The organism is Bradyrhizobium sp. CB1015, from assembly GCF_025200925.1.
Lineage (GTDB): Bacteria > Pseudomonadota > Alphaproteobacteria > Rhizobiales > Xanthobacteraceae > Bradyrhizobium.
The window spans coordinates 3,963,781-3,975,110 of the sequence record NZ_CP104174.1; the positions used below are offsets into that span (position 1 = coordinate 3,963,781).

10 protein-coding genes are annotated in these 11,330 nt (G+C 60.2%); 5 read left to right on the forward strand and 5 right to left on the reverse strand.

The window, feature by feature from the left end; all coding sequences use genetic code 11:
- Positions 1–6: 6 nt before the first annotated feature.
- A complete protein-coding gene (locus tag N2604_RS18115) occupies positions 7–870 on the forward strand; it encodes an alpha/beta fold hydrolase (RefSeq protein WP_260375969.1) in 864 nt (287 codons plus the stop codon).
- Positions 871–1,131: 261 nt separating this feature from the next.
- On the opposite strand, the gene N2604_RS18120 is transcribed toward N2604_RS18115, so the two are convergent.
- Both N2604_RS18120 and N2604_RS18125 read right to left on the reverse strand, forming a co-directional pair.
- On the reverse strand, positions 1,132–2,157 hold the full coding sequence (locus N2604_RS18120) for a phosphatase PAP2 family protein (protein WP_260375970.1): 1,026 nt from the start codon (positions 2,155–2,157) through the stop codon (positions 1,132–1,134).
- Positions 2,158–2,432: 275 nt separating this feature from the next.
- Positions 2,433–3,311 carry a GNAT family N-acetyltransferase gene (locus N2604_RS18125; RefSeq protein ID WP_260375971.1) on the reverse strand — a complete coding sequence of 293 codons (879 nt, stop codon included), beginning with the start codon at positions 3,309–3,311 and terminating at the stop codon, positions 2,433–2,435.
- Positions 3,312–3,725: 414 nt separating this feature from the next.
- On the opposite strand from N2604_RS18125, the gene N2604_RS18130 reads away from it, so the two are divergent.
- The 3 genes from N2604_RS18130 to N2604_RS18140 all read left to right on the forward strand — a co-directional run bounded on the left by N2604_RS18130 (position 3,726) and on the right by N2604_RS18140 (position 6,581).
- Positions 3,726–4,553, forward strand: a complete 828-nt coding sequence (locus N2604_RS18130; protein WP_260375972.1) for a glyoxylate/hydroxypyruvate reductase A — start codon at positions 3,726–3,728, stop codon at positions 4,551–4,553.
- Positions 4,554–4,566: 13 nt separating this feature from the next.
- Positions 4,567–4,923 (forward strand): cupin domain-containing protein, encoded by a 357-nt coding sequence (locus N2604_RS18135; RefSeq protein ID WP_260375973.1) that lies wholly within the window; start codon positions 4,567–4,569, stop codon positions 4,921–4,923.
- A gap of 200 nt (positions 4,924–5,123) precedes the next feature.
- Positions 5,124–6,581: an NAD-dependent succinate-semialdehyde dehydrogenase gene (locus tag N2604_RS18140; protein WP_260375974.1), complete on the forward strand. Its 1,458-nt coding sequence runs from the start codon at positions 5,124–5,126 to the stop codon at positions 6,579–6,581.
- A gap of 130 nt (positions 6,582–6,711) precedes the next feature.
- Here the strand turns inward: N2604_RS18140 and N2604_RS18145 are convergent, their stop codons facing one another.
- Complete coding sequence (locus N2604_RS18145; protein WP_260375975.1) at positions 6,712–7,401, reverse strand: haloacid dehalogenase type II; 690 nt, start codon at positions 7,399–7,401, stop codon at positions 6,712–6,714.
- A gap of 335 nt (positions 7,402–7,736) precedes the next feature.
- On the opposite strand from N2604_RS18145, the gene N2604_RS18150 reads away from it, so the two are divergent.
- Positions 7,737–9,113 (forward strand): aspartate aminotransferase family protein, encoded by a 1,377-nt coding sequence (locus N2604_RS18150; protein WP_260375976.1) that lies wholly within the window; start codon positions 7,737–7,739, stop codon positions 9,111–9,113.
- Positions 9,114–9,148: 35 nt separating this feature from the next.
- On the opposite strand, the gene N2604_RS18155 is transcribed toward N2604_RS18150, so the two are convergent.
- On the reverse strand, positions 9,149–9,625 hold the full coding sequence (locus N2604_RS18155; protein ID WP_260375977.1) for an Lrp/AsnC family transcriptional regulator: 477 nt from the start codon (positions 9,623–9,625) through the stop codon (positions 9,149–9,151).
- Between the two features lie 112 nt (positions 9,626–9,737).
- The gene (locus N2604_RS18160) at positions 9,738–11,063 is read right to left on the reverse strand and encodes an FAD-binding oxidoreductase (RefSeq protein WP_260375978.1); all 1,326 of its coding nucleotides are present in this window, start codon (positions 11,061–11,063) and stop codon (positions 9,738–9,740) included.
- Positions 11,064–11,330 lie beyond the last annotated feature (267 nt).

Consider the following 11,330-nt stretch of genomic DNA (forward strand, 5'->3'; position numbering starts at 1 on the left):
CCGGCGATGCCGAGGGTGCAGGCGGGCGAAGTCCAGCTCGGCTGGCGGGAGTGGGGAGGAGGCGACGTCACCGTCGTCTTCATCCACGGAAATCTCGCCAGCAAGGACTGGATCGAACTCGCCGCGCCGTTGTTCCCATCCGGCCTTCGCGTGATCGGCATCGATTGGCGCGGCTGCGGCGACAGCGACCGGCCGAAGCCGGCGGCCGACTATTCCAACTACTCGATGCGGCAGCACGCCGACGACATGCTGGCGGCGCTTGATGCGCTCGAGATCGGCTATTGCCATCTCGCGACACATTCCACCGGCGGCATCATCGCGGCCAGGATGCTGCTCAAGCAGCCGCAGCGCTTCGGCCGCGTGTTCGCGCTTGATCCGGTGACGCCGCTCGGCATGGCCTTCAATGCCGACCAGATCGGATTATTCAGGGCCATGATGTCGAGCAAGGAGCTGACGCGGTCCGTGATGGCGACAGCCGCTTCTTCGCTGTTCGTCCCGGAGAGCCTGGGGCCGAACATGATCCCCCGCTTTCGCGAGGGGCTAGGAGAGATCCAGGCGCTGTTCGACCGGATCATCGAACAGACCTTCGGTGTATCGGAGGGGATCTGGATCGGCACGCCGGTGAACCTGACGCGGGAGAAGGAGAGCCGTGAGCTGGAGCGCCGTATGTCCGAGATCCGGCACCCGCACCTCGTGCTGTGGGGCGAGTGCGATGGCTGGATTGCACCTGCTGACCTCCGCACCATGGCCGAGGCGATGCCGGTTTGCCGGCTGGTGATCGTGCCCGGCATCGGGCATTCGATGAATCTCGAACGCCCGGCGCTTTATGCCGGCTATTTCGGCGCGTGGTTCGGAGGACTTGCCGCGTAGCAGCCGCGCCAGAGCACAACGTGCTGCTTGTGCCGATTAGTCCGGCACCGAGATAAAGTGGCTGCTTCAGCCTGCCCAATATCGGTTGGTCGGCGCTGCATCGACGCGGTATCGCATTCATTTGCCGGAACCTGAGAAGAAATTTTTCTCTCCCGAAATTTTCTCCGATTGTCGTTGGTTGCGACATTCTGCCCATGCACATCCGGGTAGTGCGGGGGAATAGAGGGAAGTTGGCTGGCGAATGTGAATGACGTCCTTCTATCATCTCGCGCCCGTCGTGAACGAGGGGATCAATATCGCTTGTCGCTTCTGCGATTGGCCGTGTGCAAGGTAATTCACTAGGCGGCGTATCGCATAGATCGTTGCTAACGCGACAGCCACACCAGCGATGACGTCGACAAAGAAGTGCCCACCGCCAATCGGGGTCGCCGCCAACACCAGGGCGTTCCAACAACACCCGACAAGCCTCAACCAGCGGAGTGGCCACATGGCCCATGTGTAGAGGACAGCGGTTATGGCGTGGAAGCTCGGAAAGGTCAGGAGGGGCGCCAGACTGAACGCATCTAGCACTCTCGTAGAGCCATCGCGGACAAGGGGGAGCTCTCGCAGGGTAGCGTAGTAAACGAGCGGCTCGACATTCGGATGATCCGCCGGCACGAGTTCAAGAGCATGATAAACGCCCGTGGCGGGGATCAGGGTGGAAATGACCGTGGTGACGATCAGCGTTATTGCATAGCCAAGGACGAACTCTGCGGCCCGTCGGTAGAGACCGCACACGGGCAGAACAACGACCAGAACGGTCAGCTGCAAGAATATGGAATTGTACGCGGGCGCAAGCGCGCGGATCAATCCCGGCCGGTCGTTCACAAACGACAGATAGGTCCGAAAATTCAACCCGAGCGCATGATCGAATGCCAGCAGCCGGGCTTCCTGCATTGGTAGCGCCGCTGACGCCGCGATATATCCGAGCGATGTGACGAGAACCAGGACCAGAATGATCTGCGCGAGAGTGAATAGAGTTGCATAGACCCGCGGATTGGCGGCGCCGGATATCGCGTTGCGATGCCCGATGTATCCGTAGAGCCCCGCCATTCCGAGCAGAATGACGTAGCCATTGACCTCCATTCGGAAGCTGGTCAGCAGAACACCGAGCGCGAGCATGACCAGGACCACGCCGATGAGGATCCAGTTCAGCTGAAACAGCCATAAAGAAAGCTCCAAATCCTCTTTGACGTTCGAGAGAATCCCGGCTGACCGGAAACGTCGTCCACCCTTCGTAGTTGTCATTTGGCATTCCCTGCATTCCAACGGGAATTCTTCTGCCAATGCAACCATTAATAAATATACAACATGAGCGTGTATCATGGGTAGGAGCAACCGGCAAAATTCAGTGCCGGATTTTCCCGATTTGGGGGGCCGAACGCCTCTAGATGCGCGACCACCTGGACCCTAAGAAGGTCGGTTGACGAGACGGACTCTTCACGCGTCCGCATCTTGCGGAAGATCGGTCAAGCGCTTCGGTTCGGGCTAGCAGGCGCCTAAGTCAACGCGCGTGCACGGGTTCAGCTCAAGGCGTGACCGGCCAAACCGTAAACCCACGGCTCGTCTTCCTTTCGGTTCAGGAATCGCCGCCCCTTGGACATGGTCGTGACTGTGTCGTTCATCCCGAGGCGGTTCTGTTGAAGGTAGTCCGCAAACAAACCCGTCTGCTCTCGCGTATCCACGCGGGCGAACCTTCCGGCAAGATCCTTGAGATGGATGGCCGTGAGATGGATCGCATCACAATCATTGCTGGCGACAATCGGCCCGATCACATGACCGCGCCCAAATTCGCGCGCCATGGAATAACCCACGATCTCTCCGCCGCGGCAGAGGACGCAGATCGATGCACCTTCAGAAAGCAACGCAAGCAGCCTCTGACGGTTGGTCCCAAACGCGCGCTCATCCAGTCCTACGATCTCTTCGATGTTCTCCGCGGACAGCGATCTCAATTCGCCTTCCAGTGCTGGCACCGGCGGGGGTGGTGATACGACCTCCCCTTGCCATAGATACACCGTGGCTTCCTTCGTGAAGCCCAGTGAAAGGTACATATGATATGCGGCATCGGTCGAGTTGAGGCTCAAACTCCGGTCGCCACACCGCTCGAATACCTGCTCCATGAGCCAGCGGCCGGTCCCCTGTGCCTGGGTTCGAGGCGATGTGATTACCAAGCCAATCGTCGCGAATTCGCGGCCATGTGGGAACCACATCGCGCTGCCGAAGACGCGTCCTATGCCATCAACGGCTACGATGCCGTGACCTGCGCGGCGTAAGAAATCCCAATCCTTGGGGCGATGCGGCCAGCCAACCCCGGTCGAGAGGGCGTGGAGCAGCGTCACATCAACGTCGTTGATGTCTTTCGCGGCCAGTTCAAAGGACTTCACGCGTACCGTTCGTCCCATCTCGACTCGTCCATTCCTTCGCGGGATGCCAATCTCTCGCACATCGCGCCTTTTTCCTCCCGCCACAATAGGGTAGCAGACGTATTTCGTCGCACTATCGCACGGAATCCCAGCAGGTTTCCCCTGTTTGGGCCTTCTTTTCGAAATCTTCGGCCTGTCTTGCAGCCTAATTCGGCAGGGAAAGCTCGGGCTCGCAGCTACCCTATCGATGTTCGGCAAACTGTGCAGGAAGATTGGGGCGCCGTGAATGCTCAAGAATGTCTTGCGAGGCTATTCGCTTTTCCGGGCGTCGTCGACACGCCAAGCCAGGTAGAGGCGTGCACCGATGGCATTTTTGTTCAATTCCGATGCTGCGAGGGCGGTAGTCTTCGGCGAGGTCTTTGCGCGCGAGCTTCCGGATCTGGAATTCCATCATTGCAGCGAGAGTTTCGCGCCGAAAAGGTGCGGTACCTGCTGACCTGGAACGCGCCCGACGATCTCTCGCGTTATTGTAATCTGGAAGTGCTCTTTTCCATCGGCGCCGGGGTCGACCAGTTCAAGCCGGAGACCATACCTGGCCACGTCAAGCTCGTGCGCATGTTCGAGGACGGCATCGTTCGCATGATGCAGGAATACGTGGTCCTTGGTGTGCTGATGCTCCATCGCGAGATGCTTGCATATTGGCAGCAGCAGAGCAGGGGCGTGTGGCAGGCTCTTGCAACCTCCCAGGCCAGCGATAGGCGCGTGGGCTTCTTGGGCCTTGGAATGCTGGCGCAAGCCGCAACCGACCGTTTGAGGCCGTTTCGATTTTCGCTTGCCGCATGGAGCCGCAGCGAAAAGGTGGTGGAGGGTGTCACCTGCTTCCATGGCGAGGATCAGCTTGGCAGTTTCCTGCACGGATATCCTTGTTTGTCTTCTGACCCTGACGGAGCAAACACGAGACATCCTGAACGAAAGCCTCTTCTCTCTCCTGCCGGTGGGAGCGAGCTCCTGCATGTTGGTCGCGGCCCGCAGCTTGACCAGGGCGCACTCGTCGCGGCGCTCGACAGTTGTCACCTCGCAGCAGCCATGCTCGACGTCACCGATCCCGAGCCACTGCCGGAAACCCATCCCCTCTGGTGCCATCCGAAGGTGATCATCACGCCGCATATCGCGTCCGTGACCCAACCGCATACGGCGGCACAATCCGTCGTAGAGAACATCCGGCGCCACCGCGCTGGACGAAATCCGATCGGCCTCGTCGATCGAACACTCGGCTACTAACAGGAAAAATGCCATGTCACTTCTGGTCACCATCGATATCAATCCGGATTTCGCACCGAAGAGCGCCTTGCCCGCTCCTGAACGGCTCATTTCTGGCAATCCATCGTTCAAGACCTGGGCCCAGGACGCCTCGAAAGGCGAGAAGGTACTGACCGGCGTCTGGGAAGCGACGCCTGGCGAGACCCATTCCATCAAGGGCACCACCTTCGAGTTTTGCCACATTCTCTCGGGCCTCATCGAGATCGAGGAAAAGGGTGGCGAGATCAGAAGGTATCGCGCCGGCGACAGCTTTGTCATGAAGCCTGGCTTTGTTGGGATCTGGCGCACGATCGAGACCGTGCGAAAGATCTACGTCTGCCATTATGACTGAGAGGTACCGAGGGCAGAGCCGCCGTTGGAATATTCGACTTTCAAGGCAGCATCTGACGAGATTCAGCGCGGTCAGGCACTTCATGATCAATGAAAAATGCGGCGTGCGGGCGTGTACCGCTCGCGTGAGACGGCTTCGTCCCGCCACTAGTAAATCCAGGCAGTGACGGCGGAGTCGAGCCCGAGGCAAGGAGCAAGACCATGGTTGCATTGAAGGACGAGGATCTGTTTCGGCAGCAAGCGCTGATCGGCGGCAACTGGCGGGATGCGAGCACGAAAGCCGTTGTTGATGTCATCGATCCTGCGAGCCAGAGAGTGCTTGGCACCATCCCCGACATGGGTCGAGACGAGACCAGGGCAGCAGTCGAGGCCGCGGACGCTGCGTTCAAGCACTGGAAGGCAAAGGCCCATGCAGAGCGTGCCGCGCTGCTGGAGCGCTGGTACGACCTCATGCGACATCATGAGCAGGACTTAGCTCTTCTGCTCACGCTGGAACAGGGGAAGCCGCTTGCTGAATCGCTCGGCGAAATCCGTTATGGAGCGTCCTTCGTAAAATGGTTTGCAGAAGAAGCGCGTCGGATCAACGGATCGACCATCCCGTCACCCACTGCCGATCGCCGCATCCTGGTGCTGAAGGAACCGGTCGGCGTGTGCGGGATCATCACGCCCTGGAATTTTCCGAACGCGATGATCACGCGCAAGGTGGCGCCTGCGCTTGCCGCCGGGTGCACCGTGGTCATCAAGCCCTCCGAGTTCACGCCCTTTTCGGCCCTCGCCATCGCTGTTTTGGCCGAGCGGGCGGGAATTCCCGCGGGCGTGATCAACATCGTGACGGGCATGCCGGGGGACATTGGCACGGAGCTGATGGCCAACGAAACCGTCCGCAAGATCTCGTTTACCGGATCGACCCGGGTCGGCGCCTTGTTGATGAAAGGTGCTGCTGACAAGATAAAGCGGCTGAGCCTCGAGCTCGGCGGCAACGCGCCGTTCATCGTCTTCGACGATGCCGATATCGACCGGGCGGTCGAGGGGGCGATTGCGTCGAAATTCCGCAATGGCGGGCAGACGTGCGTCTGCTGCAATCGCATCCTCGTTCAATCCGGCATTTACGACGCCTTCGCTCAGAAGCTTGCCAGCCGGGTCGCGAAAATGAAGGTCGGTCCCGGCACGGACGATGGCGTGGCGATCGGGCCGATGATCAACGGCGCCGCCATAGAGAAGATCAAGCGGCACGTCACAGACGCCCTGGACAAGGGCGCAAAGATCATCGCGGAAAGTGAAACGGTGGCGGAAGGTCGGCAGTACGCCCGTCCTCTCGTGCTCGGCGGCGCGACGACTGAGATGCTGTTGGCTTCAGAAGAGACCTTCGGACCGGTCGCGCCGCTGTTTCGCTTTGAGACCGAAGATGAGGCGATTGCGATCGCCAACGGCACGCCTTATGGCCTCGCCGCCTATTTCTACACGGAAAACCTCAAGCGTTCATGGCGTGTTGCCGAGGCGCTGGAATTCGGCATGGTCGGCCTGAACACCGGCCTGATCTCGACCGAGGTGGCGCCTTTCGGCGGTGTCAAACAGTCGGGCCTTGGACGCGAGGGATCTCAGCTCGGGATCGAAGAATATCTCGAGACGAAGGCGCTGCATATCGGCGGGCTGGATTGAGCGCTCATCGAACCTGTACCTGAAACAAAATAAGGGGGCGGTGCTGAACCGCCCCGTTTTTCTTCGCACCGATCTCGATTGAATCTTTTGGAGAACTGAAGTGCAACGAGAGGACCTGAGCGAGCTGCGCTCACGCGCTCTTGCGCAGGGGCTCCAGGCCGACTGCCGCGGCGAGCCCGTCGATGCCAGCGATCTCGGTGTATTCATAAAAGGGGTTCGGGGGCTCGTGACCGCGGTTAACCCAGATCTTGCTCTTGATCCCGAGGTCGTAGGCGGTCATCAGGTCGTAGCGGAAGGAAGAGGAGACGTGGGTGATATCCTCCGGGCCGCAGCCCAGCCTGTCCAGCATATACTCGAAGCCCTTCATCTGCGGCTTGTAGGCGCCGGTCTCCTCCGCCGTGATGACCATGTGGAAGGGTGCGCCGAGCTTTTCCACGTTCGACATGATGAGATTCTTCATGGAGTTCGACAGGATAACCAGTGGAATCTCCCTGGCAACTTTGGCCAGACCCGCCGGCACGTCGGCATGTGGGCCCCATGTGTGGATCTCTCCATTGATGCGCTCGGCATGCTCCGGCCGAAATACGACACCGTTACGCTTGCACGCGCGCTCCAGCGCATTGTGCACCACCTCGAAGTACGGCTTCCAGGCGCCGAGAACCTCATCCAAGCGATAGGCTGAAAAGTCCTTGATGAGCCGCTCCAATGCCGCGGACGAAAGCTCGGCGCCATAAACTCTCCTCGCCGCGCCGGCCATGTCGAAATTGGTCAGCGTGCCGTAGCAGTCGAACGTGATGTATTTGGGTCTGAACGTCGCCATGGCTCGAATCCTTCTCCAATCCTCTCGCACCGCTTCCCGGCACGACAAGCATCATAACGAGCAGCTGACCAGATAAAGCACCGCTGTCGCGACGGTCGGGAGCAGATTGTGTCGTATCGGATCGGAGCTGTGGCAGAGAGTTGCGCGAACAAATCAGAGCGTCAGTGCCGGCACCGACCCATGCCGGCACAAGATGCCGTGTCGATCGTCAATCAAAGTCAATACGCCTTCTGTCCGTGTCCTGCCTGGGAGCAAGTGCCGTCTTCCCCAGCTTACATTGAGCCCGAAAGCATCGGGGTGGTCGCCCAAGCATTGCGGTTGATCTGGAGGACGACATGTTGAGCAACTCGCTGATTGAACTCGATCGGGCGCATCTGGTTCACCCGGTCTCGTCCTATCGCAGCCACGAGACGGCAGGCGTCCGTGTGCTGAAGTCAGCGAAGGGCGCGACGCTGACCGATGTCTCGGGACGTCAATTGCTCGACGGTTTTGCGGGTCTGTGGTGTGTCAATGCCGGCTACGGGCAGGACAGCATCGTCGAAGCTGCCACGAGGCAGCTGCGCGAACTTCCCTATGCGACGGCTTATTTCGGATTGGGCTCCGACCCGGCCATCCGGCTAGCGGCCAGGCTGGCTGAATTGGCGCCTGGCGATCTGAACCATGTCTATTTCACGTTAGGTGGCTCCGACGCAATCGACAGCACGATCCGGTTCGTTCGGTACTACTATCATGCCAAGAGGACGCCACAGAAGGATCAGTTTATTTCCGTCGAGTCTGGCTACCATGGATCGTCGACGGCCGGATCCGGCTTGACCGCACTGCCGGCCTTTCATGCCGGCTTCGGGGTACCTTACAGCTGGCAGCACAAGATCCCGTCGCACTACGCCTATCGCAATCCCGTCGGTTCCCACCCCCAGGCTATCATCGCGGCGTCGGTCGCGGCTCTGCGGACCAAGATCGCCGAACTCGGGGTCGAACGCGTCGCGGCCTTCTATGTCGAGCCGGTACAGGGGTCGGGAGGCGTCCTCGTTCCGCCGCCATCCTGGCTGAAGGCCATGCATGCTGTTTGCAGGGAGCATGATGTTCTGTTCGTTGCCGATGAGGTTATCACCGGCTTTGGCCGTGTCGGTCCGCTGTTCGCCTGTGAAGAGGACGATGTCGTGCCGGATCTCATGACCACGGCAAAAGGACTTACCTCGGGCTATGTGCCGATGGGGGCCGTTCTCATGTCCGACCGCGTCTACAACACCATTGCGGATGGCGCCGGCAACACGCCCATCGGCCACGGTTACACCTATTCCGCACACCCCGTCAGCGCAGCTGTCGGGCTTGCGTGCCTAGACCTTTACGAAAACGGATTGCTGGAAAACGGCCGGAAGGCGGGACACCGCCTGATGGAAGGTCTTCGCGCGCTGGCTGATCATCCGCTCGTAGGCGATGTCCGTGGTCGCGGCATGCTGGCTGCAATCGAGCTCGTCACAGACAAGGAGCGCAAGGCGCCGCTGCCGGCGGAAGCCGACGCGGCGCGTCGTATTTTCGAGCGCGCCTGGGACAACGGCCTCGTCATCCGCGCCTTTGCCCAGGGCGTGCTGGGCTACGCGCCGCCGCTCTGCTGCACGGATGCGGACATCGACGGCATCATCGAGCGGACAAGGACTACGCTCGACCAGACGCTCGAAGACAGGGACGTCTGCGCGGCGATGAAAGGTTGATCGCCGCGCCTGCCAGTCGGCGACCAGACTGTCCTTCAGTTATTGAAGATACTTTCGAGCGGCAGATGGGATTTCACGATCGGGGACTTCAGCACGACGAAACTGAAATACTTGTCGATGCCGATATCCATCTCGACCAGCCGTTCCATGACGGCCTGGTATTCGCTGATCCCCGCCGTGATGAACTTGACGAGATAGTCGTACCCGCCCGAAACGAGATGGCATTCGACCACGGAATCGATCTTTTCGATGGTCGTGAGAAAGCGCGCGAAATCGATCTGCCGGTGATTCTTCAGGGTGATTTCAGCGAAGACGGTGAGAGTTTGTCCGAGCTTGGCAACATCGATCTGGGCGGAATAGCCGGTGATGAAACCCTCCGTCTGGAGCCTTTTGACGCGCATCAGGCACGGGCTCGGGGAAAGGTTTATCAGCTCTGCGAGCTCGACGTTGGAAATCCGCCCGTTCTTCTGCAGTTCGCATAAAATCCTGATGTCGATCTTATCGAGCTTCATAGCAATGCCATCAGATGGGGCCGACAACGGCGTCAGGGCTTTGGGTCTTCAGCGTCATTTGCATTGTCATAGCATCAACAGCAGCTTTTCCCAACGAGGTGGAGACTGCGATTCAGAACTCGCTGACCTTGCCCCAGGCGCTCATTTTCAGCCGCTCCGGCCTGTAGGGGCGCGGGTCGACGATCGGCCGACTGCCCGTGATGATGTCAGCGATCATATGGCCAGCGCCTGGGCCAATTCCAAAACCGTGGCCGCTGAATCCCGCCGCAAGGATGAACCCTGGAATGGACTCAACTTGACCGATTGCTGGAATGCCGTCCGGCGTGCTGTCGATGTAGCCGGCCCAGACGTTTGAGATGGGGAGAGACCGAAGTGCGGGCAGCAGCTTGCAAGCCCGTCGATGTGTCAGCCGGATTTGCCTCATGTCGGGACGAGGATCAAGGGTCCGGTTCATCTCCATCGGGGTCACTTCATCGAGCGCCCATTTCGCCATGGATTCATGGCCCTGCCGCAGGCCCTCGAAAGCCCCAGGGCTGAGACTTCGCCAGCGGCGGGCGAACATGGGCAGGAATTCGCGGCCGAACCTGAATTGCTGCGGCGTCGGATCCACCCGCGCGCGCCCGCTGATAGCGAGCGTGTATCCGCCATTGCCGCGCCGCGTGAGCGAGACGAGCCCGGTGTAAAGGGCATCAGGTAGGTCGGCGGCGCCAGGGGCCACAGCGAGAATGGACTGGCGAACGGATGCCTGCGGGAAGCGAATTCCCAGCTGATTGCAGAACGAAGACGCCCATGCACCTCCTGCCATGACAGCCGTCTTCGTCCGGATCGTGCCCGCCTCGGTCACCACTCCGCTGATCCGGCCGGCGCTGAGTTCTATGCCGCGCGCCGCGCAAAGCTGGTGCACTGTGCCACCCGCCGCCATGATCCCGCGCGCGGCGACGGGGACGGCCTTTGAAGGATCTGCCGTGCCGTCTGTCGGCGAGAAGACGCCGCCCTTCCACTTGCGACCGGTCGCCCTGCCGCTCTCGCTCGCTTCGTCCGCACTCAGCATGTGCGTCGTGACCCCGACGGTCCTGGCGAAGTCTCGCCACTTTGCCCAGCGGGCCAGCTCATTCTCGTCGTTCGACAGATACAAAAGCCCGCAGCGGCGAAAACCCGTATCTTCACCGGTCTCTCCGGCAATCCTTTCCCAGAGATCCAGGCTCTTGGTCGCAAGCGGTAGCTCGCGCGCATCGCGGTTCTGCTGGCGGCACCATCCCCAGTTGCGGCTGGACTGCTCGGCGGCGACGCGGCCCTTTTCAAGCAAAGCAACCTTGAGGCCGCGACGAGCGAGATAGTAGCTTGTGAACACGCCCACCACGCCCCCGCCGATGACCACGACGTCTGCCTCACGAGGTAGGAATGGACTGGATTCGATATGCAGGAGCGGCGCGCTCATCGGACAGGAATCTCCGGTGGTTGCCGTAGCGTAACCGAGGAATTGCGGCAGCCCCCGCGGACTTTCGTCGTGAGACCGAATATCCTGCGGTTTATCGCCTTTGACACAGGCTATCATTGCGAAAATACTTTGCTTGCTCTGCACTTGCAGGCGCCGAGACCAACGCACGCGCTCCTGCGACCCATCGCACGCCTTCCTGGCAGGGGGCCACGGCAGCCGCGGCGGCGCAGACTGAAATGCCAAATCTGACTTCGTTTTCAGAAGTTC

Bases quoted from the DNA above. Each gene is read 5' to 3' on its own strand.
- N2604_RS18115 (WP_260375969.1), top strand. From the start codon at position 7: ATGCCGAGGGTGCAGGCGGGCGAAGTCCAGCTCGGCTGGCGGGAGTGG.
- N2604_RS18120 (WP_260375970.1), bottom strand. From the start codon at position 2,157: ATGACAACTACGAAGGGTGGACGACGTTTCCGGTCAGCCGGGATTCTC.
- N2604_RS18125 (WP_260375971.1), bottom strand. From the start codon at position 3,311: ATGGGACGAACGGTACGCGTGAAGTCCTTTGAACTGGCCGCGAAAGAC.
- N2604_RS18135 (WP_260375973.1), top strand. From the start codon at position 4,567: ATGTCACTTCTGGTCACCATCGATATCAATCCGGATTTCGCACCGAAG.
- N2604_RS18140 (WP_260375974.1), top strand. From the start codon at position 5,124: ATGGTTGCATTGAAGGACGAGGATCTGTTTCGGCAGCAAGCGCTGATC.
- N2604_RS18145 (WP_260375975.1), bottom strand. From the start codon at position 7,401: ATGGCGACGTTCAGACCCAAATACATCACGTTCGACTGCTACGGCACG.
- N2604_RS18150 (WP_260375976.1), top strand. From the start codon at position 7,737: ATGTTGAGCAACTCGCTGATTGAACTCGATCGGGCGCATCTGGTTCAC.
- N2604_RS18155 (WP_260375977.1), bottom strand. From the start codon at position 9,625: ATGAAGCTCGATAAGATCGACATCAGGATTTTATGCGAACTGCAGAAG.
- N2604_RS18160 (WP_260375978.1), bottom strand. From the start codon at position 11,063: ATGAGCGCGCCGCTCCTGCATATCGAATCCAGTCCATTCCTACCTCGT.